Source organism: Fredinandcohnia onubensis, assembly GCF_002734285.1.
GTDB classification, from domain to species: Bacteria; Bacillota; Bacilli; order Bacillales; family Bacillaceae_L; genus Ferdinandcohnia; species Ferdinandcohnia onubensis_A.
On record NZ_NSEA01000023.1, the window covers coordinates 15705 to 40195 of the forward strand.

The 24491-nt window shown below is 37.5% G+C and carries 21 protein-coding genes; 16 read left to right on the top strand and 5 right to left on the bottom strand.

Going from position 1 to position 24491, the window contains the following annotated elements; translation table 11 throughout:
* The first annotated feature begins 60 nt into the window (after window positions 1–60).
* Window positions 61–1941 carry a molecular chaperone HtpG gene (htpG, locus tag CKJ95_RS19840; RefSeq protein WP_099355191.1) on the top strand — a complete coding sequence of 627 codons (1881 nt, stop codon included), beginning with the start codon at window positions 61–63 and terminating at the stop codon, window positions 1939–1941.
* Window positions 1942–2322: 381 nt separating this feature from the next.
* On the opposite strand, the gene CKJ95_RS19845 is transcribed toward htpG, so the two are convergent.
* Together CKJ95_RS19845 and ilvD are read right to left on the bottom strand one after the other, a co-directional pair.
* Entirely contained in the window at window positions 2323–2865 is a 543-nt protein-coding gene (locus tag CKJ95_RS19845) for a transcription repressor NadR (protein ID WP_099355192.1), read from the bottom strand.
* Window positions 2866–3038: 173 nt separating this feature from the next.
* A complete protein-coding gene (gene ilvD, locus CKJ95_RS19850; protein ID WP_099355193.1) occupies window positions 3039–4718 on the bottom strand; it encodes a dihydroxy-acid dehydratase in 1680 nt (559 codons plus the stop codon).
* 337 nt (window positions 4719–5055) lie between these two features.
* Here ilvD and gndA point away from each other — a divergent pair, with 337 nt between their 5' ends.
* The 15 genes from gndA to glgA all read left to right on the top strand — a co-directional run bounded on the left by gndA (window position 5056) and on the right by glgA (window position 22844).
* On the top strand, window positions 5056–6468 hold the full coding sequence (gene gndA, locus CKJ95_RS19855; RefSeq protein WP_099355194.1) for an NADP-dependent phosphogluconate dehydrogenase: 1413 nt from the start codon (window positions 5056–5058) through the stop codon (window positions 6466–6468).
* A gap of 199 nt (window positions 6469–6667) precedes the next feature.
* Window positions 6668–7936: a lactate racemase domain-containing protein gene (locus tag CKJ95_RS19860; protein WP_099355195.1), complete on the top strand. Its 1269-nt coding sequence runs from the start codon at window positions 6668–6670 to the stop codon at window positions 7934–7936.
* 71 nt (window positions 7937–8007) lie between these two features.
* Window positions 8008–8778 (top strand): SDR family oxidoreductase, encoded by a 771-nt coding sequence (locus CKJ95_RS19865; protein ID WP_099355196.1) that lies wholly within the window; start codon window positions 8008–8010, stop codon window positions 8776–8778.
* Between the two features lie 81 nt (window positions 8779–8859).
* Entirely contained in the window at window positions 8860–9660 is an 801-nt protein-coding gene (gene larE / locus CKJ95_RS19870) for an ATP-dependent sacrificial sulfur transferase LarE (RefSeq protein ID WP_099355197.1), read from the top strand.
* Window positions 9661–9774: 114 nt separating this feature from the next.
* Window positions 9775–11247 carry a gluconokinase gene (locus CKJ95_RS19875; protein WP_099355198.1) on the top strand — a complete coding sequence of 491 codons (1473 nt, stop codon included), beginning with the start codon at window positions 9775–9777 and terminating at the stop codon, window positions 11245–11247.
* Between the two features lie 87 nt (window positions 11248–11334).
* The gene (gene larB, locus CKJ95_RS19880) at window positions 11335–12090 is read left to right on the top strand and encodes a nickel pincer cofactor biosynthesis protein LarB (protein WP_099355199.1); all 756 of its coding nucleotides are present in this window, start codon (window positions 11335–11337) and stop codon (window positions 12088–12090) included.
* Window positions 12091–13065: a LarC family nickel insertion protein gene (locus CKJ95_RS19885; RefSeq protein ID WP_099355200.1), complete on the top strand. Its 975-nt coding sequence runs from the start codon at window positions 12091–12093 to the stop codon at window positions 13063–13065.
* Window positions 13066–13266: 201 nt separating this feature from the next.
* Window positions 13267–14244: a ring-cleaving dioxygenase gene (locus CKJ95_RS19890; RefSeq protein ID WP_099355201.1), complete on the top strand. Its 978-nt coding sequence runs from the start codon at window positions 13267–13269 to the stop codon at window positions 14242–14244.
* 263 nt (window positions 14245–14507) lie between these two features.
* Window positions 14508–14891, top strand: coding sequence for a hypothetical protein (locus CKJ95_RS19895; RefSeq protein ID WP_099355202.1), 384 nt, complete (start codon window positions 14508–14510; stop codon window positions 14889–14891).
* Window positions 14881–15402 (top strand): hypothetical protein, encoded by a 522-nt coding sequence (locus CKJ95_RS19900; RefSeq protein WP_099355203.1) that lies wholly within the window; start codon window positions 14881–14883, stop codon window positions 15400–15402. The genes CKJ95_RS19895 and CKJ95_RS19900 overlap by 11 nt, the downstream gene beginning before the upstream one ends.
* Before the next feature lie 293 nt (window positions 15403–15695).
* Window positions 15696–16709, top strand: coding sequence for a glycoside hydrolase family 15 protein (locus CKJ95_RS19905; protein ID WP_099355204.1), 1014 nt, complete (start codon window positions 15696–15698; stop codon window positions 16707–16709).
* A gap of 460 nt (window positions 16710–17169) precedes the next feature.
* Window positions 17170–19113 (top strand): 1,4-alpha-glucan branching protein GlgB, encoded by a 1944-nt coding sequence (gene glgB / locus CKJ95_RS19910; protein ID WP_099355205.1) that lies wholly within the window; start codon window positions 17170–17172, stop codon window positions 19111–19113.
* On the top strand, window positions 19110–20264 hold the full coding sequence (locus tag CKJ95_RS19915; RefSeq protein ID WP_099355206.1) for a glucose-1-phosphate adenylyltransferase: 1155 nt from the start codon (window positions 19110–19112) through the stop codon (window positions 20262–20264). Before glgB ends, CKJ95_RS19915 begins: the two co-directional genes overlap by 4 nt.
* Before the next feature lie 24 nt (window positions 20265–20288).
* Window positions 20289–21395 carry a glucose-1-phosphate adenylyltransferase subunit GlgD gene (gene glgD, locus CKJ95_RS19920; RefSeq protein ID WP_099355207.1) on the top strand — a complete coding sequence of 369 codons (1107 nt, stop codon included), beginning with the start codon at window positions 20289–20291 and terminating at the stop codon, window positions 21393–21395.
* A 12-nt stretch (window positions 21396–21407) separates the two neighbouring features.
* The gene (glgA, locus tag CKJ95_RS19925) at window positions 21408–22844 is read left to right on the top strand and encodes a glycogen synthase GlgA (RefSeq protein ID WP_099355208.1); all 1437 of its coding nucleotides are present in this window, start codon (window positions 21408–21410) and stop codon (window positions 22842–22844) included.
* A gap of 34 nt (window positions 22845–22878) precedes the next feature.
* On the opposite strand, the gene CKJ95_RS23580 is transcribed toward glgA, so the two are convergent.
* The 3 genes from CKJ95_RS23580 to CKJ95_RS19930 all read right to left on the bottom strand — a co-directional run bounded on the left by CKJ95_RS23580 (window position 22879) and on the right by CKJ95_RS19930 (window position 24422).
* A complete protein-coding gene (locus tag CKJ95_RS23580; protein ID WP_180271600.1) occupies window positions 22879–23016 on the bottom strand; it encodes a hypothetical protein in 138 nt (45 codons plus the stop codon).
* Between the two features lie 64 nt (window positions 23017–23080).
* A complete protein-coding gene (locus CKJ95_RS23950) occupies window positions 23081–23215 on the bottom strand; it encodes a hypothetical protein (RefSeq protein ID WP_257215874.1) in 135 nt (44 codons plus the stop codon).
* Window positions 23216–23270: 55 nt separating this feature from the next.
* The gene (locus tag CKJ95_RS19930; RefSeq protein WP_180271601.1) at window positions 23271–24422 is read right to left on the bottom strand and encodes a glycosyl hydrolase family 18 protein; all 1152 of its coding nucleotides are present in this window, start codon (window positions 24420–24422) and stop codon (window positions 23271–23273) included.
* Window positions 24423–24491 lie beyond the last annotated feature (69 nt).

Sequence of the window (24491 nt, forward strand, 5' to 3'; positions counted from 1 at the left end):
TGAGAGTGCTAACGTAGAACAAAATAATTGTCACAGTTATTTACGGAAAGGGGATTTAATATGGCAAAAAAACAGTTTAAAGCAGAATCTAAAAGGTTATTAGAAATGATGATTAACTCCATTTATTCACAGAGAGAAGTATTTTTACGGGAACTAATCTCAAACTCAAGCGATGCGATTGACAAAATCTATTATAAGGCGTTAACCGATGATCGTTATCAATTTGATAAAGATAGCTACTTCATCAAAATTACCGCCGACAAGGATAACAGAACTCTTACCATTTCTGATACCGGAATCGGTATGACAAAGGAAGAGCTCGAAACGAATCTTGGGACAATTGCAAAAAGTGGTTCCTTAGCTTTTAAAAAGGAAACGGAAATTAAAGATGGTCACGATATCATTGGTCAATTCGGTGTTGGATTTTATGCTGCTTTCATGGTTGCAGATGTTGTCACTGTCGTAAGTAAAGCACTGGGCAGTGAAGAAGCATATAAATGGGAATCAACGGGTGCCGATGGATATACAATTGAAACTGTGGAAAAAGATACAGTCGGTACTGATATCATTTTAAAAATCAAAGAAAACACAGAAGATGAAACGTATGATGAATTTTTAGAAGAATACCGCTTAAAATCAATTATTAAAAAGTATTCAGATTTCATTCGCTACCCAATTAAGATGGAAGTTACAACAAGTAAACTTAAAGAAGGAAGCGAATCTGAATACGAGCAGGTGACAGAGGAACAAGTCATTAACAGCATGGTTCCTATTTGGAGAAAGAACAAAAGCGAACTAACAGATGAAGACTATGAAAAATTCTATAATGAAAAACACTATGGTTTTGATAAGCCATTAAAACATATTCATATTAGTGTTGATGGCACGATCCGTTACAATGCCATATTATATATACCTGAAAATATTCCTTTTGACTATTATTCAAAGGAGTACGAAAAGGGGCTTGAGCTCTACTCTAACGGGGTTTTAATAATGAACAAATGCGCCGACCTGCTTCCGGATTATTTTAGCTTTGTTAAGGGGTTGGTAGATTCTGAGGATTTATCGCTTAATATTTCAAGAGAAATGCTGCAGCAGGATCGTCAATTAAAGCTTATTGCGAAAAACATCAATAAGAAAATAAAGAGCGAATTACAAAGCATGTTAAAGAATGAACGCGACAACTATGAAAAGTTCTACGATAGCTTTGGTCGCCAATTAAAATTTGGTGTGTATAGTGATTTCGGAAGCAATAAAGAAACTCTACAAGATTTGTTACTCTTCTATTCTTCCAAGGAGAAAAAGCTTGTCACATTAGATGAATATGTATCTAGAATGTCGGAAGATCAAAAGTATATTTATTATGCAACTGGTGATTCAGTAGAACGAATCGATAAACTACCACAAACAGAATTAGTGGCTGATAAGGGCTATGAAATCCTTTATTTCACAGAGGATATTGATGAGTTTGCGATTAAAATGCTCATGAATTACAAGGAAAAAGAATTCAAATCTGTCTCAAGCAGCGATCTAGGCTTTGAACCAAATGAAAACGACAAAGCAACGGAAGAAGAACAAAACGAGAACAAAGAGCTATTTGAATACATGAAAAATGCATTAGCTGGCAAGGTAACGGATGTAAGAATTTCAAAACGTCTTAAAACACATCCAGTCTGCTTATCAACAGATGGTGAAATCTCCATTGAAATGGAAAAAGTGCTAAATGCCATGCCGGATAACCAAAATATTAAAGCTGATAAAGTGCTGGAGATCAACGTACAACACGAAGTCTTCCAATCATTGAAAAATGCATTTGAAAACGATCAAACGAAGTTAGATTTATATACTCACTTATTGTACAACCAAGCACTTCTTATTGAAGGCCTACCAATTCAAGACCCGGTAGAATTTACAAATGATATCTGTAAGATTATGGTGTGATCAAAGGTACGGTAAGATTATTTTGTATTCGTACCTTCACTTGAACTCTGTTCAGTAAGTGAGGGTACGTTTAAACTGTTTTCTTACCTTCACTTCAGCTTAGTTCTATGAGTGAGGGTACGATTAGGCTGTTTTCGTACCTTCACTTCAGCTCAGTTCTTTGAGTGAGGGCACGATTAGGCTGTTTTCGTACCCTCACTTCGGCTCAGTTCAATGAGTGAGGGTACGTTTAGACTGTTTTCGTACCTTCACTTCAGCTCAGTTCAATGTATGAGGGTACGATTAGACTCATCTAGCATCTTCATGTTATATGAACCTAATCCATTTTAATCCGGAAACAAAAAAAGCAACAGTCCTCACAAGGCTGTTGCTTCATTCATCTTACTGGTCACTAAATAAAATATTCTCTTCGCGTAAGGCTTCACAGGCTGCATTGATTTTTTCAATGGAATCCGCCTCAATCGTATGTAGATGAACGCCATTTGTCAACAACGAGAGAAGGGTGGCCTTTGTTTCAGTTACTCTTTCGACAAAACGTTTTACCTCGAATCGATTCTTAATCATCAAGGAGCCTGTAATATCTCCATATACAGGATGTTCCACAATTACATCACGTACGGTCACTCCATGGTCAACCAAAATATTCAGTTCCTTCGCCGTTTCCTCAGATGTGTGTTTACACGCAATAATGCGAGTAAAGTTTTCTTCCTTGGGCTGTTCTTGCAAATAAATATAGCCTTGGCTAGTGGCAACGATTGGTTCATTTTTCGCCTTTAATAACGAGATATCCTGAACAATGACCTGGCGGCTTACATTTGCTCGTCTTGATAACTCCTCACCAATGATTGGGGTCGGGCTTTCCTTTAACCATTTAATAATCGTTTCTCTTCGTTGTTCGCCTAGTAATTTTTTATCTCCACTCATTTTATTCACTCCATTTAAAGCGGTTTTGTTTCAGAGTCACCACTAAATCGATAGACAAAAATAATTATATTTCTTATTTTATCAGCAAGTTCTTACCTACACAATTCTCAACGTATCGCAAAGAAAAAAGCCTGATTCAGATTGAACCAGGCTTTTGTTAATAGATTATTAGATTAGATTTTCATTATCCCACCAGTGCTAGCATTTGTTACAAGTTTTGAGTAACGAGCTAGATAGCCTTTTTTCACTTTAGGTTCAAAGCCTTTCCACTCAGCTCTACGTCTTTCAAACTCTTCATCAGAAATTTCTAATGTGATTTTACGATTATTTAAATCTAACTCAATCATGTCGCCATCTTGAACGAATGCAATTGGGCCACCTTCAGCAGCTTCTGGAGAGATATGTCCGATTGAGATACCTCTAGATGCACCTGAGAAGCGTCCATCTGTTATTAAGCCAACTTTTGCACCAAGACCTCTACCAACAATTTGAGATGTAGGAGCTAGCATCTCTGGCATACCTGGACCACCTTTAGGGCCTTCATAGCGGATGACAACAACATCGCCTTCTTTTACTTTACCAACAATGATTCCAGAAAGAGCATCTTCTTGAGAATCATAGCAAACAGCAGGGCCTCTGTGGTATCCGCCAACAGATGGATCAACCGCTCCTACCTTAACGACAGCACCCTCAGGAGCTAGGTTACCAAATAAAATCGCTAATCCACCTTGTTCGGAATGTGGATCTTCAAGTGAACGGATAACATTGTGATCGGTAATCTCACAGCCTTCCACGTTTTCACGTAATGTTTTACCTGTAACCGTTAAGCAATCTCCATTAATGGCACCAGGCTTTTTAAGCAATTCATTAATAATTGCACTAACGCCACCCGCATTGTGTACATCTTCAATATGATGGTCAGAAGCAGGGGCAATTTTTGCTAAGTGTGGTACACGAGCTGCGATTTCATTAATACGTTCTAAAGAATACTCAATTTCAGCTTCATTTGCTAACGCAAGAGTGTGAAGTACTGTGTTTGTTGACCCACCCATTGCCATATCTAAAGCAAATGCATTGTCGATTGTATCAACTGTAACAATATCACGTGGTTTAATATCTTTTTCTATTAAATTCATTAATTGTTTAGCAGATTTTTTAACAAATTCTTTTCTTTCTTCGGAAACTGCTAGAATAGTTCCATTACCTGGAAGAGCAAGACCAAGTCCTTCAGCTAGACAGTTCATTGAGTTTGCTGTGAACATACCAGAACAAGATCCGCAAGTAGGGCAAGCAAATTGTTCAATCTCTGTTAATCTAGCTTCATCAATTTTACCAGATTGATAAGCTCCAACACCTTCAAAAACAGAATTAAGGTTAAGTGGATTTCCTGCCGCGTCACGACCTGCTTTCATTGGACCACCACTAACAAAGATAGTAGGGATGTTTAGACGCATTGCTGCCATCATCATACCTGGGGTGATTTTGTCACAGTTTGGAATACAAACCATTCCATCAAACCAGTGTGCAGATACAACCGTCTCAACTGAGTCGGCAATAATCTCACGACTTGGTAGGGAATATCTCATACCTATATGACCCATTGCAATTCCATCGTCAACACCAATTGTGTTCATTTCAAATGGAACCCCACCAGCTTCACGAATTGCTTCCTTAACAATTTTTCCAAACTCTTGTAAATGAACATGTCCTGGAACAATATCGATATATGAGTTTACAACTGCTATAAATGGTTTGTTAAAGTCCTCTTCTTGTACTCCTGCTGCACGAAGCAAGCTTCTATGAGGAGCTCGATCAAACCCTGATTTAATCATGTTACTACGTAATTCTGCCATTTAAGTTACCTCCATATAAATGATGCGTAAAATCAAAAAATTTAAATTATTACTCATTGTAACACTATTTTTAAGATAATCAATTAATAAATTTATGAGATTTATAAAAAAGGTAGTTTAAGAACTTCATAGAAACTACAAATTTCAACAGTTGACGAATTGATGCAAACAGTATATTCTTCTATATATAAATAATTAGTTTAGGAAACAAATTAATTATTTGGGTACCACATAATCTTTTAAAAATAATTTGTCATAATCACTTTAAAAGATACGCAAAATAACATCATGATGTGTTTTCTATCATTGAATACATAAGTAGAAAGGTATGATTTAAATGTCTAAGCAACAAATTGGTGTAGTTGGATTAGCAGTAATGGGTAAAAACTTAGCGTTAAATATAGAAAGCAGAGGTTACTCTGTTGCTGTTTTTAACCGTTCATATGAAAAAACAGAAGAGTTTCTTAATAATGAAGCAACTGGCAAAAACTTTGTTGGCGCAAAGACGATTGAGGAATTTGTAAATTCTTTAGAAAAACCACGTAAGATTTTATTAATGGTTAAAGCTGGCCCAGCAACTGATGCAACAATTGATTCACTAAAACCATATCTTGAAGAAAATGATATCCTAATTGATGGTGGTAACACATTCTTCCAAGATACAATTCGTCGTAACAAAGAATTAGAATCAACTGGCATCCATTTCATCGGAACTGGAGTTTCTGGTGGGGAAGAGGGAGCATTAAAAGGCCCTTCAATCATGCCTGGTGGACAAAAAGAAGCATATGAACTTGTTGAGCCTATCTTAACAGCAATTTCTGCTAAAGTATCAGGCGATCCATGTTGTACATATATCGGACCAAACGGTGCAGGACACTATGTAAAAATGGTTCACAACGGAATTGAATACGGCGATATGCAATTAATTTGTGAAGCTTACTTCATTCTAAAAAATGTTCTCGGATTAAGCACAGACGAACTTCATGAAGTATTTGCTGAATGGAACAAATGTGAACTAGATAGCTACCTAATTGAAATTACTGCTGATATTTTCACTAAAAAGGATGAAGAAACAGGTAAACCACTTGTTGATGTTATTCTTGATACTGCAGGTCAAAAAGGTACTGGTAAATGGACTAGCCAAAACGCACTAGATTTAGGTGTTCCACTACCAATTATCACTGAATCTGTATTTGCTCGTTTTATCTCTGCAATGAAGGATGAGCGTGTAAAAGCAAGTCAAGTTCTTTCAGGCCCATCTGCTGAAGGATTTAATGGAGACAAACAAGAACTTATTGAAGCAGTACGTAAAGCACTTTACTTAAGTAAAATCATTTCTTATGCACAAGGTTTCGCGCAAATGCGTGTAGCTTCTGAAGAATATAATTGGAATTTAAACTATGGTGAAATTGCAATGATCTTCCGTGGTGGATGTATCATCCGTGCACAATTCCTACAAAAGATTAAAGATGCATATGACCGTGACGGCCAATTACCAAACTTATTATTAGACCCATATTTCAAGGAAATTGCAGAAGGTTACCAAGCTTCATTACGTAAAGTGATTTCACTTGCTATTGAAAACGGAATTCCTGTTCCAAGTTTCTCAAGTGCAGTTGCATACTATGATAGCTACCGTACTGAAACATTACCTGCAAACCTTCTTCAAGCACAACGTGACTACTTTGGTGCTCACACATATCAACGTGTAGACAAAGAAGGAACTTTCCATACAAACTGGATGGAATAAAACACATTGTTGGGGTTTCAACATTGGAACCCCGGCTTTTGTTTGTTAAAATTGCATCATCTGATGTAAGGGATTACATATTTTTTGAGCCACTAACTGTTTTGTTGTCATTTAACCTAGTTTAAATCGAGACACAGTTTTGTGAAAACGCGTAAACTAATTCTATAGATGGATGTTTTTTATAAGGAGGAGTTTTATCATGGGTATTCTCCAAGAGTTATTACGGGATATTCCTGTTCCAAAAATGCTCAAAGTGAAACAAAATTTCGATGATTCAAAAATCGAAAACTTAGTAGAAGAGTTAACAAATAAACTACAACGTGAAGAAGTAAAACAAACGATTAAACCAGGCATGGAAATTGCAATCGCAGTAGGTAGCCGTGGAATTGACCGTTTAGTTGACCTTACGAAAACAACAGTTGAATTTATTAAAGAACAAGGTGGTACTCCTTTCATCGTACCTAGTATGGGAAGCCATGGTGGTGCAACAGGAGAAGGACAACGTGAAGTTTTAAAACATCTTGGTGTGACTGAAGAAAGTGTTGGCTGTGAAATTCGCTCTTCAATGGAAGTTATAAAGCTGGGCGAATTAGCAAACGGGTTACCTGTTTATATTGATAAATACGCCTCAAAAGCTGACGGTATTGTAGTTATTAACCGCGTTAAACCACATACAGCCTTCCGTGGTTCTGTAGAAAGTGGTATTCAGAAGATGATCAGTATCGGCCTTGGAAAACAAAAAGGAGCAGAAGCTTGCCATCAATTAGGATTTAAATACATGGCAGAAAATGTTCCAGCAATGGCGCAGATGATCATGGAAAAAACGCCTATTCTTTTTGGTGTGGCAACAGTCGAAAATGCATTTGACAAAGTTGCTGTACTTGATATTATGCTCCCAGATGAAATTGTCGAAAAGGAACCTGAACTACAAGCACAAGCAAAAAAATTACTACCTAAGTTATTCTTCGATCAAATCGATGTCCTTGTCATCGATCAAATTGGTAAAAATATAAGCGGCGACGGTATGGATCCTAATATAACAGGTCGCTACCCTACTCCATATGCACACGGTGGTCCTGAAGTGAACAAAATGGTTGTTCTTGATCTCACTCCAGAAACAGAAGGTAATGCAAACGGTGTTGGTACTGCCGACTTCACGACACAACGCCTTGTGGATAAGATGGACCGCGATTTCACTTATGCGAATGGACTTACTTCAACAGTTGTGGCACCAACGAAAATTGCAACAACATTACCAAACGATAAAGAAGCAATCCAAGCAGCAATCAAAACATGTAATATCTTAGATTTTACAACAGTTAAAATGGTTCGTATTAAAGATACCTTACATGTGAGCGAAATTGAAGTATCGGAAGCGTTACTTGATTACATTAAACAACATCCAAACATGGAACAGGCTTCAGATCTTTACGATTTCGATTTTGATGAAAACGGAAACCTACAGTAATTCTTGTATGTGGGGGGTAAGCCCCCATGAACAGATTTCGGTATTATTACATAAGAAAAAGGGGAATAGACATGACTAAATTATTTGACTTAACTGGAAAAACGGCTGTAGCTATTGGTGGAAATAGTGTCCTAGGTTCTTCTATTTGTAAAGGATTTGCTGAACATGGCGCTAAAGTTGCTATCGTTGGACGTAACCTTGAAAAAGCAGAAGCAGTTGTAAAAGAAATTGAAGCAGAAGGTGGCGTTGCGAAAGCTTTCGCAGCAGACGTTCTTTCACGTGAATCACTTGAAAATGCTGCAAATGAAATTGTAGCTTGGTCAGGTGGAATTGATATCCTCCTAAATGCACCAGGTATGAATAGTCCTACTCCATTCTTTGAACTTGACATGGACGAGTATGACAAAATCATGGACGTTAACCTAAAAGGTTATGTGGTTGCGACTCAAATTTTCGCAAAGAGAATGATTGAACAAGAACGTAAAGGAAGTATTATTAATATTTCTTCCGTTTCTTCTACAACACCTCTATCTAAAGTATTTACTTATTCAGTTTCAAAAGCTGGTGTTAACAGCATGACTCAGTTCTTAGCTAGAGAATTTGCGCCACACGGCATTCGTGTAAATGCAATTATTCCTGGATTCTTCCCAGCTGAGCAAAATCGTAAAATCTTAAGTGAAGAGCGTGTTGCATCCATCATGGGTCACACTCCGATGAATCGTTTCGGTAACCCAGATGAGCTAAAAGGAGCAGCTGTCTTCTTAGCTTCAGAGAACGCTTCAAGCTTTGTAACTGGTACATTCCTTCGCGTTGATGGCGGATTTGGAAGCATGACCATCTAATTCTACTTCTTTTATGCGTCAAGAGGCGATATATATAAAGTAGAATCTAATTTACAACCGGGAGAGAAGGGGGAGAAGACAATGATCGATGAAAAGTATCAAAAGCTTGTGTCAATTCTCCGAGAGATGGAATCTGTTGTCGTTGCATTTTCCGGTGGTGTTGACAGTACCTTTTTACTTAAGGTTGCTGTCGACACACTTGGGAAAGAAAATGTGTTGGCGGTAACTGCTGATTCAGAAACATATCCCTCAACTGAGCTTAAGGAAGCTCAAATTCTAGCAAAACATATTGGTGCCAACCATCGAGTGATCGAAACATCAGAGCTTGCCATTCCAGGCTACACAGAAAACGACAAGAATCGTTGTTATTTCTGTAAGAGCAGTCTATTTGATCATCTCATTCCTGTTATGGAACGTGAAGGCTATCACAATGTTGTGTATGGAGTCATTGCAGATGATATGAATGAATTTCGACCTGGAATGAAGGCAGCAAAGGAAAAAGGCATTCGTGGTCCATTACAAGAGGCAAATCTATTTAAAGATGAAATTAGGGAATTATCCCGTGAATTCGATTTACCTACTTGGAATAAACCATCTTTCGCATGTCTATCCTCTCGAATTGCTTACGGTGAAAAGATCACAATGGAAAAACTTACAAAGGTCGAAAGAGCAGAGGAATTCCTTAAAACTCTTGAAATCCGCCAAGTTCGTGTTCGCACACATCAAGATATTGCTCGGATTGAGGTTGAACCTAACGACATGAAAATTGTCTTAGAAAAACATGTAGCCATTACAAAAGTGTTAAATGAAATTGGCTATAAATATATTACACTTGATTTAGTAGGTTATAAGAGTGGAAGTATGAATAAAGTACTTTCTTAAGTAGAAAGAAAAGGCTTTGGGAATCTTTCCAAAGCTTTTTCTTTTGAAAGAATAATATGGTAACATTAAGTCGCAAACTAACGAAAATACGATTGAACGAAGGAAGATGTAGGGATGTCACATGAGTACGTTATTGGTCTCGATCTTGGGACAACCAGTGCAAAAGCAGTAATCTTTACCTTAGATGGTAGGGTAGTTGCGGAAGCAGAGGATCTAGTTACCTCTTACTACCCGAAGCAAGGATGGGTTGAGCAAGACCCTGATGAAATTGAGCGCTCTGCTGTAAAAGCGATTAATATGGCTATTCAGCAAGCAAATGTTAACAAAGATGAAATTATAAGCTTAGGCATTTCAGCCGCAATGCATTCTCTCATTTGTATGGGAGATAATGGAGAGGCTCTTTCTCAAGCACTGATTTGGGCAGACGGTAGAAGTACACAACAAGCAAATGAACTTATGGAATCAGACGGCCTTGAAATTTTTTCAAGAACCGGTATGCCGATTCATCCGATGTCACCTTTAGCAAAGCTCATTTGGATGAGGGAAAATGATTATATCCCATATAACCAAGCAAGCTATTTTCTATCCATTAAAGAATATTTACTTGTAAAATGGTTTAATCAACGTGTGATTGATTATGCAATGGCTTCAGCAACCGGAATGTTTAACGGTAACACATTCCAATGGGATGAAGAGGTTCTTAAAAAAGCAGGTATTTCAGAGAACATGCTTTCAAAAATTGTACCACCGACCTATAAATTAACTGAAATGAACCCAACAATTGCTGATGAAATGGGGATATCAAGTGAGATGCCATTTATCATCGGAGCGGCAGATGGTCAGTTTGCAAACCTAGGAATTGGAGCAATTTCTCCTGGTGAAGTTGCAGTAACAGTTGGTACAAGCGGAGCTATTCGTCAATTTACAAAAGGATTCCAATCCAATACAAAGCATGAAACCTTCTGTTATGCTTTTTCGGAAGAATATTTTATTGTTGGTGGCCCTACAAACAATGGTGGAATTGCTCTTCAATGGTTAAAAGAACTTCTTAATTATCAGGAAAGCTTTGATCATTTTACAGCAGAGGCTGCTAAGGTAGGACCTGGTGCTGATGGTTTGTTTTTTCATCCTTATATAAATGGGGAACGCGCTCCTTTATGGAACCAGCAAGCACGTGGAAATTTCTTCGGAATGTCTGTTACTCATAAAACAGAGCACTTTGTACGTGCCGTTCTAGAAGGAATCACGTTTAATCTATATCAAATCGGCCAAGCATTAGAAAAACAAGCTGGAGAGACCGAAAAACTATACGTTAATGGTGGAATGGCACGTTCTTCATTATGGCTTCAAATGCTAGCTGATGTATTTGGTAAAGAGGTTTATGTTCCAGAAAGCCACCATAGTGCAGCATGGGGTGCAGCTTGGACAGCGCTAGTTGGCATCGGTAAAGCTAACTCATTTGAAGATATCAAAAACAATATTCCAATGGGTAATCCTGTTGTACCAAATATGGAAAACCATGAAAAATACAAAAATATATACGCAAAATATGAAGCAATTGAAAAAGATATTATTAAACATTTCTAAATGAGAGCGTCAGATTGATACTGGCGCTTTAGGATATACATAGATTCTAAAATCGATCGACAAATCGATTAAGGTGTGTGAAACAACATGGTAGAAGAAATTTTAAAGCAAGTGAAACAAGGAACTTTAAGTATTGATGATGCGAAGCAACAGCTTGCAACATATGAGAATTTAGGTTTTGCAAAAATCGATCATCATCGAAAAAACAGGCAGGGCTTCCCTGAAATTGTTTTTGGTGAGGGCAAGACAAAAGAACAAATTCAAACCATTGTCAATGTGATTAAGGGACGTGGAGACAATGTCCTTGTAACAAGAATTTCACAGGACAAGGCGGACTTTATTTTACAATTAAATCCTGAGTTTGTTTATAATGAAACAGCTCAAATTCTATATTGGACGGACACTACGCAAGATCACAATCAAAGAGATGGCTATGTAGCTATTGTTTGTGCGGGAACATCTGATTTAAGAGTTGCTGAAGAGGCTGCTATTACCGCTGAAGTATTAGGTAGTACTGTTCGACGTTTTTACGATGTGGGGGTAGCTGGCATCCACCGCTTATTCGATAACATTGATGAAATTAGAAACGCAAATGTTTCCGTTGTTGTCGCTGGAATGGAAGGCGCATTGCCAAGTGTAGTTGGAGGGCTCGTATCCCATCCAATTATTGCAGTCCCAACTAGCATTGGGTATGGGGCTAATTTTCAAGGGCTGTCAGCACTGCTAACGATGCTTAATTCTTGTGCATCAGGAATCAGTGTTGTGAACATCGACAACGGTTTCGGCGGTGCCTACAGCGCGGTATTAATTGATCAACTTGCTCAGAAGGAGAACCTAAAATAGATGAAAACACTATATTTTGACTGTTTTTCCGGAATTAGTGGGGATATGGTAATTGGTGCATTATTGGATGCAGGAGCGGACCCACAAATACTAGTTCAGGAATTAAAGAAACTTCAATTTGAAGATGAATACGAATTAGAATGGAAAAAAGTCGTGAAAAATGGGATCACTTCAACAAAATTTGATGTCATTTTAAAAAACGATGGCAGTAATCACACGCATGATCTCCATCACGACCATAGCCATGATCATAAACATACTCATGACCACAACCATGATCATCATCATGAACATGATCACAGTCATGGGCACAGCCACGACCATCATCATGAACATGATCACAGTCATAGTCACAGCCACGACCATCATCATGAGCACGATCACAGTCATGGGCACAGCCACGACCATCATCATGAACACGATCACAGTCATAGTCACAGCCATGACCATGGTCATCATCACCATTCACATCGTTCTTATAAGGATATTGTGAAGATGATAGACGAGTCTGAACTTGCACCAGAAGTAAAAGAAACGTCACTTAAAATATTCAGAAAAATCGGCGAAGCAGAAGGACTTATTCATGGGCTTCCTTTGGACAAAGTCCATTTTCATGAAGTAGGTGCTGTTGATTCCATTATTGATATAGTAGGCGCCGCAATCTTATTGCACCAACTTGAAATAACAACTATTAAATCATCATCCGTACCAGTGGGAACAGGTAAAATCCATATTGATCATGGTATCTACCCAGTCCCTGCACCTGCCACACTTGAAATTCTAAAAGGAGTTCCAATTGAACAAAGTGATATTCGTTTTGAACTCACAACTCCTACAGGAGCGGGAATCGTTTCCGTCCTGACCGAAGAATTTTGTAGCTTTCCTTCAATGAAGGCAACATCGATTGGCTACGGAGCTGGTACAAAAACATTTAAAGATCGACCTAATGTCCTCCGCGTTATTATTGGAGAATAATGTGACTTAAAGTCCCCACAAAATGGTGGGGACTTTTCTGTCTACAAAGGAAATAGCAATGCTTTTATTGACACATACTAAATTACATTATATAATTATCTTGAATTTAAGATATTTTAACTTAAGAGATTATTTTCACTATATTAGTTTATTGCTCATTGGAGAAACTAGTATTAAGACAGACTAATGGGGGCATATAGAATGAACACTTTAAAAGGAATACACCACGTCACTGCAATTACGAGTAGCGCTGAGAAAAACTATGAATTTTTCACTTATGTATTAGGAATGAGATTGGTCAAAAAAACAGTAAACCAAGATGATATCCAAACATATCACTTGTTTTTTGCGGATGATACAGGCAGCCCAGGCACAGATATGACCTTTTTCGATTTTCCAGGGATTCCAAAAGGAGTTCATGGGACAAATGAAATCTCAAAAACATCTTTCCGTGTTCCAACAGACGCTGCGATTGAGTATTGGGAAAAACGCTTTAATCGTTTAAATATTAAACATTTCGGTGTAAAAGAGCAATTCGGAGTGAAAACTTTATCCTTCGTTGACTTTGATGACCAACAATATCAATTGGTTTCAGATGAAAACAATAATGGTGTACCTGCAGGAACTCCATGGCAAAAAGGACCTATTCCTTTAGATTATGCGATCACTGGTTTGGGACCGTTATTTGTACGAACTGCACATTTTGATTTCTTTAAGGAAATGCTTGAAAAAGTATTACAATTTAAAGAAATTGCTCAAGAAGGCTCGTTTCACTTATTTGAGGTAGGAGAAGGTGGAAATGGGGCACAAGTTGTCGTTGAAAATAACACAATTCTACCAGCAGGACAACAAGGTTTTGGAACAGTCCACCATGCTGCTTTTCGCGTCGAGGATAAGTCAGTACTTGAAGCATGGGACAAACATCTTCGCGGCTTCGGATTCCAAACTTCAGGCTTTGTTGATCGCTTCTTCTTCGGCTCTCTTTATTCTAGAGTAGCTCCTGGAATACTATTTGAGTTTGCGACTGATGGCCCAGGGTTTATGGGGGATGAACCTTATGAAACACTCGGGGAAAAGTTATCATTACCTCCATTCCTTGAGCCAAAGCGTGACGCTATTGAAAGCTATGTTCGACCTATTGATACCGTAAGAAGTACAAAAGAATTTGTGAAAGAATAACTCCAGCATATAGGATGCCTCGTTCGATAGAACGGGGCATCTATTTGTTTTATCAGCTAGTAATTAATGGTTATATATAAAATCAAACAATTTCCAATTCCCCGTCGTACATAGGTCCAAAGTCCGAAAACCCTGCTTAATCCTCGTTAAAATCTTCCATTCGCACTGACTATGGAAGTATTTTATCGAAACCAATCGAAATTTGTCTTATTTCATTGTATAATTGACTGTTGTAAGACAAAAAGTTGAAAGGATGATGTCCAATGATGGAATGGGCGTTAGTCATATTATTCGGTGTAGCAGCGGTATTGCTCATTTTATCTTATGCACTTACGAAGAAGGCAAAAAAGGCAGAACAGCGTGAGCTTGAATTATATTCGATTAGTTTTATGGAGGAAATTAATAAGCTACAGCAGCAAATCAGAAACCTCGAATTAGATAATGAAATTCTTAAAAACCAAGCAGGAATTGATACAACAGATATGGAACAACACGAATTACTTCGTGATGTACTCGATTTATATAAAAGAGGATACTCTGTATCAAGTATTGCAAACGAAAAGAACATAAATGAAATCGAAGTACAAGGTATGCTGTCTCCTTTTACAAAACAAAAAGAAGGGAGAAAAGCAGCAAATGACCGCTAAAACATTAACTAGCTTTGCTTCTGGGCTTTTACTTGCTTCAGCGGTTTGTGCCGTTGTATATTTTACCGGACCACAACAAGCAACTAGTTCAGGCTCTAAGGAAAATCCAACTGTCGAGGAGCTAAAAAGCCAACTTGCTGCGGAAGGCTACGTTGTTCATACAGAAGATGAATGGAACAATGCCATTGCTGGAGCGAAAAACACAGAAAAAGGCGAAGATCAACCAAAGGAACAACCTAAAGAAGAAGTCAAAGAAGAAGTGAAGGAAGAGAAGAAAGAAGAGCCCGCTGAGCCGGTTGTCCATAAAACAGTCATCACTGTTTCCGAAGGTATGACTAGCTATGAGGTTGGAAAAGCACTTATTTCAGCTAAAATCATAAGCGGAGATGCCTGGGATTTTGCAAATCTTGTTGAGAAAAAAGGAGTTGCAAAATACCTAAAGCTTGGCTCACACGAAATAAACAGCAATATGACAACGGATGAGATTATTGCAACAATTTTTAACAAATAAATAGATCATCATGAACAGACCAAATCACCTAAACATGATTTGGTCTTTTACTGTTTTGTGAAACATTTTCTGTGAAACAAGAAAAAACGGGAATGACATGCACTAAAATGTAGGCGTTTCACACAAAAAGTAGACATTTGTTATCATTTTGGTTGTGCTTACATATTATAAAGTATAAATTAATATTGAGTATTAATTTATGAAAAAACCCAAAAATGACTTTGTTGTGTTTTATAAATATGATTTCTGTCAAGAATGAATGTATATTAAATAAGCTAATGGGGTGATACGAAATGTATACCAATAAAGCAATTCAGGTTCTTGACCGTATGCGATTATCAAATGGTGCTTATACAGCAAGTTTATCGAATGATTACAGCTATGTGTGGATTCGAGACATAGTATATACAGTTCTACCGTTTATCAATGAACCATCGGAAAGATATGCAAAAGCCTATCATGCTTTATTAGATATGTTTAAAAGCTACGAGTGGAAAATTGATATCCATCGGAAAAAGAAACCAATTTATTTATTTGAATATATCCATTCACGTTATTCAACCGATCTAAAAGAAATGCCTGTGGAATGGGGGCATGCTCAAAACGATGCAATTGGAGCCTTTCTATGGGGGATTGGAGAAGGGTACCGTCTAGGACAAAAAGTAATCAGAGATAAAAAGGATATAGAGATTATTCAAAAACTTGTTGATTATCTAGAATGCTTGCAATATTGGCAAGCGAAGGATAATGGTATGTGGGAAGAAAACATGGAAGTCCACGCCTCGAGTATAGGAGCCTGTGTAGCTGGCCTTAATGCCGTCAAAATACTTGTTAACGTAAATGAAGATCTTATTAAAAAAGGCGAGGAAGCTCTCCGAAATTTATTACCTCGTGAAAGCGAAACAAAAGATACTGATTTAGCATTGCTAAGCCTTGTATTTCCATATCGAGTGGTTGACCGTGATACTGCCATTAAGATTGTTGAAACCGTTTCCTCAAAATTAGAGCGTACGTATGGTGTCATTCGATATGAAAACGATCAGTATTATAATGAAGGCAAAGAAGCAGAGTGGTGCTTTGGATTCCCATGGTTGGGACTTTGCTATCTTGAATTAGGGCAATTTCATAAAGCAAGTGAATATATAGCTAAAACAAAGAGAGTTGTTCCTGATAATTGGGAGGTTCCTGAACTCTATGTTGGAGGAACGAATAGACCGAATGGAAACACTCCATTAGCATGGTCAGTTGCGATGTCCTTTATTTTCCTCACAAAAATAGAAGATATGTCCCAACAAATGATTTCATAAAAAGCTGCGTTTGCAGCTTTTTTTACTTTATTTGTAGATATATTTGACTACCCCGTTTGAACTACCAATAAACACTATTTCAGAATAACAAAACCCCTGATAACCGCATATACGTTTACATTATTTTGCAATATCAAAATTTTACTTAAAAATGTAAAAATTTATCAAAAAACCAACGCCCATTGTAAACGGTTTCAGTATCTCGTTGATTTTTTATCTTCACGAAAATAATATTTTTATTTCAATTCTACTTAATCCGACAATAAAAAACATTATTCGCTAAAGGAATATTCAACCCTTGAAACGAATTAATATAATAAAGTGAAAAAATAATACCAAAATTGTGTTTATTCAGTTTTATACTATGGTTTTATTGTTTTTAATTTATTTTCATACAAATGACATAAGTTTTTGGTATTACACGCGTTCTCTATACATATATCAAAAGGAGGAATCAAAAGTGAAATCAATCGCTGAAAAAGACGTTGAACTTTTTCCAAGTGACTTCGATCTGTATTTATTTCACGAAGGAACTTTATTAGAAGCCTATAACATGCTTGGCGCACACGTCATGTCCTACAAAGGAGAAGATGGAGTACGCTTTTCAGTATGGGCACCTCATGCAACATCCGTATCAGTTGTTGGGGATTTCAACAACTGGGAGGGCAGTAAGCATGCCCTTGAAAAGATTCGGAATTCAGGGGTATGGATTGGATTTATTCCGGGATTAAAAGAAGGTGATCTTTATAAATACGAAATCACAAATGCAAATGGTGAAAAGAAGTTAAAATCCGATCCTTTTGCATTCTCTTCTGAGCTAAGACCGAACACTGCATCTGTTGTAACAAAGCTTGACCAGTACGAATGGAATGATAAGAAATGGTTGAAGAATCGAGATAAAGCTGATTCGTACAATAATCCAATGCTTATTTATGAATTACATACGGGTTCTTGGAAAAAGAAAGAAGACGGCAGCTTTTATACATATCGGGAACTTGCTGACGATGTAATTGACTATGTTGTTGAACACGGGTTTACACACATCGAATTAATGCCCATTATGGAGCATCCATTTGATTTGTCATGGGGCTACCAAATAACAGGGTTTTATTCGGTAACAAGTAGGCATGGTAGTCCTGAAGACTTTATGTATTTTGTTGATCAATGTCATCAAAAAGGCATTGGTGTCATACTCGATTGGGTACCTGTACATTTCTGTCGTGACGAACACGGATTAGGCAAATTTGATGGAACTCCTCTTTATGAGTCAACTGAATCAAAACGAGCTGACCGACCATTATGGGGGACGTATAGCTTTGATTTTACAAAAATGGAGATTCATAGTTTCTTATTATCAAATCTTGCTTTTTGGATGGATATGTACCATATTGATGGCTTTCGAATCGATGCCGTATCTTCATTAATTTTCCTTAACCACGACAACCCGCAACAAGAAAAGCTATTTAATCAATTTGGTGGCGAAGAAAATTTGGAGGCAATTGAATTTATTAAAAAAGCCAATGAAGCCATTTTTAAACGATATCCAGGTGTGCTAATGATTGCAGAGGAAGCCACCGATTATCCGCTTGTAACTGCACCAACTTCTGAGGGTGGATTAGGCTTTAATTATAAATGGAATATGGGCTGGGTGAATGACGTCCTTAAATACATGCGTCTGCATCCGTCTGATAGACGTTATCATCATAATTTATTAACTTTTTCCTTCTTCTATGCATTTTCAGAAAATTTTGTTTTACCTTTTTCACATGACGATGTTGTTCACGGGAAAAAATCCCTTTTAGATAAGATGCCAGGTGACTACTGGCAGAAGTTTGCCAATTTGCGACTATTATATGGGTACTTAATGACCCATCCTGGAAAGAAACTTCTCTTTATGGGAGGAGAGTTCGGTCAATTCTCTGAGTGGAAGGAGCTTGAGGAACTAGATTGGATGCTTCTAAACTATGATTCTCATACTAAGCTTCAGACCTATTTTAAAGAGCTTCAGCATTTTTATCGCATGAATTCTAGCCTTTGGAGACTGGATCACGATCAAGAAGGGTTTGAATGGATTGACCCAGATAATAATGACCAATCTGTGATTACCTTCATGAGACATGGGAAGCGCAAGGGTGATTATTCAATCATCGTTTGCAACTTCTCTACAGAGGTCTATGAAAATTATCGTATTGGCGTCCCATCAACTGGGAGTTATATAGAATTGTTTAATAGTGATTCAGTGGAATTTGGAGGCTCTGGTCAGATTAATGCAGAAACTTTATCAGTTGATAAGACGCCAGCTCATAATCAACCATACAGCATGACAATTAAAGTTCCACCTTTAGCAATTAGTATCTTTAGAAAAGAGACAAAAAAGAGAAAAAGAGGTGTCGTCAAAAAATGAGGTCAAAGAAGTGGATTGCAGTTGTATTAGCAGGTGGTCAAGGGTCAAGATTGGGGGAATTAACAACGACTCTTGCCAAACCCGCTGTTCCGTTTGGTGGGAAATACCGAATTATTGATTTTCCTTTAAGTAATTGTACTCATTCAGGTATTGATACAGTCGGTGTCATTACCCAATACCGTCCACATGTACTCAATAATTATGTGAGTAATGGACGTCCTTGGGATTTGGACCGGAACAATGGGGGAGTAACAGTCCTTCCGCCATACCTTGGAAAACACGGCGGAGATTGGTACAAAGGAACTGCCAACGCAGTCTACCAAAATATCCATTACATCGAGCAGTATGATCCTGAATATGTACTCATTTTATCTGGCGATCATATTTACAAGATGGACTATAGTAAGATGCTTCGCTTTCACCTTGAAAAAGATGCTGCTGCGACAATTGCAGTTATCGAAGTCCCTTGGGCAGAAGCGAGTCGTTTTGGAATTATGAATACAAACGATGAAAAGCAAATTGTTGAGTTTGATGAAAAACCAGCCAATCCAAAGAGCAATCTTGCTTCAATGGGAATTTACTTATTCAAATGGAAACTTTTAAAACAGTATTTAAAAGAAGATGAAGGAAATATTCATTCTTCTAATGATTTTGGGAAGGACATTATTCCTAAGTTACTTGCTGACAACAACCAGTTATATGCCTACCAGTTTGATAGTTACTGGAAGGATGTTGGGACAATCGAAAGCCTTTGGGAAGCACATATGGACTTGTTAGATGATGCTCCGGGCTTTGATCTACATGATCCAAGCTGGCCATTCTTTACGGGGATTGCGACTCATCCACCGCAATATATATCAGCAGCCGCAGACATTTCTCAGTCATTAATCAATGAGGGATGTATCGTCCAAGGTACGATTGACCACTCGGTGCTCTCATACAACGTACAGGTTGGAGAGAATTCAGTTATTAAAGACTCTGTAATCATGCCAAATGTTCAAATTGGCAAAAATGTGACGATTCACAAAGCAATAATCGCAAGTGATCTATGTATTCCTGATGGAGCTCATATTGGGTCTGATGCCCCGGACGCTGCCATTACATTAATTGGAGATGAAGATACTGTAAGACCCTTAACCGTTAGTAATTAAATATCACATGAGGAGCGATTGGGATTGGAACGAGTAATTGGCGTAATAAACTTAGTAAATGATAAACAATATTTAAAAGAATTAACACAACATCGTTGTTTGGCAGCAGTACCATTCGGTGGAAGATATCGATTAATCGATTTTACAATGTCCAATTTTATTAACGCTCAAATCAAAAAGGTTGGCGTATTCACAAAGGACAAATATCGTTCAATCATGGATCATCTCGGTAATGGGAAAGAATGGGACCTCGACAGACGAAATGGGGGATTGTTTATTTTACCTCCAATCCACCCGGACAAAAGTATAGTTGGTGATGTCCAGCAATTTTATGATCACCTTGAATTTTTCAAGCGATCCCATGAGGACACAGTGATTTTATCTCCTGGTCATCATGTATATAAAATTAATTTTAATGATGTCATCAAAAGTCATAGAGAAAGTGGTGCAGACATTACAGTCGTTTATAAGGATTATGATGGCGAGCCCGTCGATAAACCAATTTATCATAAATGCATCCTGGATGCTGATGACAAAGTGAAAAACCTAGAACTCTATACAACTCCAAAACAGGGAGATCCTGTTTGTACCGAAACCTTTGTTTTTTCAAAGAAATTGTTAATTGAACTTATTACGAAGTGTTATGAAAATGGGGAATATGATTTTATTCGAGATGTGGTTAAAGCCAATTTACAACGTCTTATAGTAAACAGCTATCATTTTAAAGGTTATATGCCATTTATTCATTCTATTTCAAGCTATTATAAAACAAATATGGATTTCTTAAACCCACAAGTGACAAAGGAATTCTTTTTCGATAACTGGGATATCTATACAAAAACAAAGCATGAGCCACCTGTCAAATACTCGACAACTTCTAATGTCAGTAATTCGTTAATTGCGAACGGTAGTGATATTGAGGGTACAGTTGAGAATAGTATTATTTTCCGTGGGGTCAAAATACGCAAAGGGGCGACTGTTAAAAATAGTATTATCATGCAGAAAAGTGTCATTGACGAAGGTACATACCTTGAAAATGTCATTACGGATAAACAAGTAAACATCACATCGGAAAAAGTAATCGTTGGAGAGCTTTCTCCAACTGTAATTAAAAAAGCTGATATTATCTAATGGGGGAAAATCATGAACGTATTATTCGCAGCATCAGAGTGTGCTCCATTTATTAAAACAGGCGGACTAGGGGATGTAATAGGGGCTTTACCGAATGCACTACAACAGGAAGGTGTACATGTAAGTGTTATCCTTCCGAAATATGGAGATTTAGCTGAAAAATACAAGGAACAGCTAGTATTAGAGCGAATTATCGAGGTTCCATTAGGTTGGCGTAGACAATATTGTGGTATTGAAAAATTAGTCCACAACGGAATAAGCTATTATTTTTTAGATAATGAATATTATTTTAAACGCTATGGGAGTTACGGCTTTTATGATGATGGGGAACGATTTGCTTTCTTTTCAAGAGCCGTACTTGAAGCAGTCCCATATCTAGACAAAAAGCCGGATGTGATTCATTGTCATGACTGGCAAGCGGGACCGATACCACTATTATTAAAAGCACATTATTCGAATCACCCAGAATATCAGGATATTAAAACAGTATTTACGATTCATAACTTACGCTATCAGGGCGTATTCCCAAAATCGGTTTTAAGTGAATTATTGGATGTGAGTGATCGCTATTTTCATATAGATGGAGTGGAGTTTTACGGTAACGTCAGCTACCTGAAAGCAGGATTAGCCTACAGTGATACGATTACAACCGTTAGCCCAACCTATGCAAATGAAATTCAAACTCCTTATTTTGGGGAAGAATTGGATGGATATTTACGAAAACGGAATTTTGAATTGCATGGAATTGTCAATGGAATTGATCATAAAGCTTACGATCCCGCTACAGACAATGCAATTTTTACCCCTTATGATTCTTATGAAGGAAAAATGAAAAATAAAAGAGCTTTACAGGAGCATCTTGGGCTTCCAGTGAACGAACAAGTACCTGTTGTTTCCATGATTACACGCCTTGTAGATCAAAAGGGAATTGACCTTGTTTTACACGTATTTGAAGAAATCCTAAAACAAAACGTGCAATTTGTTTTACTCGGAACCGGTGAAAGCCATTACGAGGATGCATTCCGTGAAATGGCAAACCGGTATCCAACAAAAGTGTCTACGAATATCTTTTTTGACGAGGGACTTTCTCGAAAAATATATGCCGGTTCAGACCTGTTTTTAATGCCGTCACAGTTTGAGCCTTGTGGGATTGGTCAGTTACTTGCATTCCGCTATGGAACACTACCAATTGTAAGAGAAACAGGTGGTCTCAAGGATACAGTCCAACCATATAATGAATTTACAGACCAAGGAAATGGCTTCAGCTTTACGAATTACAACGCACATGACATGTTATATACCATTGAACGTGCGATTTGGTTCTACCGATTCCAGCCAAAGAAATGGAGAGAGCTTTCTGAAAAAGCATTAAAGCTCGATTTCAGCTGGGGAGCCTCTTCAAAGGAATATGTAAAACTATATGAAGAACTACAATTTGCAATCGTATAAGCTAAAAAAACGTTAGGGACACACCCTAACGTTTTTACCGTTTACGACCTAATTGTGTGAGTGCAATTCGTCTTAGCGATGAACTGCTAAAATCAGTTGCATTTCTTTTTTTCACCCGCTCACGAATCGGGTTTTCATTTGAGATTAATCTTTCATCATTATTCTCAATCACAGGGAAATCCTCCAATCTTATATGGAGTTATATTCCCCGTAAGAGAGTTATTTATTTTCTAATTTTATTTGTTTTCTTTGATCGAAACATTTTGAGGTCTCTTCGGATGTCCATTTTTACCTTCGTCATCTGGACCTGTTAACGTATTTCTTTTATCTAATACTTTTCCTGTAAATTCGACTGGATTGCGATTTGCCATGTTTTTCACCTCCATCTGTTAGGATGGATGGAAAATGAAATAACATAACAACTAATTATTTCTTTATCGAGTAGTAATGATCTATAGTCGTCGATGCGATTGATTCATAAAGAGTGTTCGTTAGACTATTTGCCCCTTTTGCATCTAAGCCTAATTCCCAAATCATCATTCCACCAAAACCATGATTTAGTGCAAGCTTTGTTTTTCTTGTCATCATCGTTTGGCCGTTATAATAGTAGGTTGTACCATTCATATTGACGGTATCCTTTACAGCATTATCAGGATTGCTTTCCACTATTGCTTCATAGGAAACCTGCTTGATGTTTGGGTCTATTGGCTGCGCATAAAACGGAACACCAAGGACAAGCTTTTCTTTTGGTAGCTTGTGACTATCAAATAAATCTGCCCAGTAACCTACGATGCTTTCAGTAAAGGGGTAAGGTGATAAATTCTCAGCATGATATCCACCGTCCCATTGGCCATCATATGCCATAATATTTACATAGTCTACATATTGAAACATAGCTGGCTCATATTTCACATAAGCTAATTCGGTTAAGGTTTGGCCATGAATTTTTGAGTGAACTGCGATTGATAATTCCTTGTTTTGATCACGTAGCTTGTTACCTAATGTTTTAATAAATTGATGTAGATGTTTCGAATCAGCATCTGTACGAGGGTGTTCGAAATCAATATCTATACCATCTAGATTTTCTTGTTCAACAACTTCAATGAGTTCATTCACAAGCTTTTGCTGTGAAGTTGGGTTTGCTAATGCTGCCGAAAAATAATCATAGGATTCCCCTCCATTCATATGGAACCAACCGCCAACGGCAAGCATTGCCTTTGTATCATGTTTATGGGCATTGGCAACCATATTTCTAAGGTTTTTAACTGCATGATCACCTGTAAACAAGAGTTGACCATCCTTCGTCGGATGAACAAAGGAGAAGATAATATGTGTAAGTTTAGAATAATCAATTTGATTGGGGTCGCGAAAATCCTGTATATAACCGACTAAAACGTTTGACGTTTTTTTATCCAGTTTAGGTTTTGCTTTTTGATCTGGATTTTTTGACGATTGTGGCGTTTCATTACCGATTTTGGTTTCATGTTGATTTTGGTTTGATAGCCATAAACCTGTTAATAAGCCACCACCAAAGATCACAATCACCAAAATACTAAGGAAGATAGATCGTTTTTTCATGATGTTGTCCTCCTGTTAAAGTTTATCCTCAAATTTTATCAAATAGTCGTGACATATAGATGTGGTAAT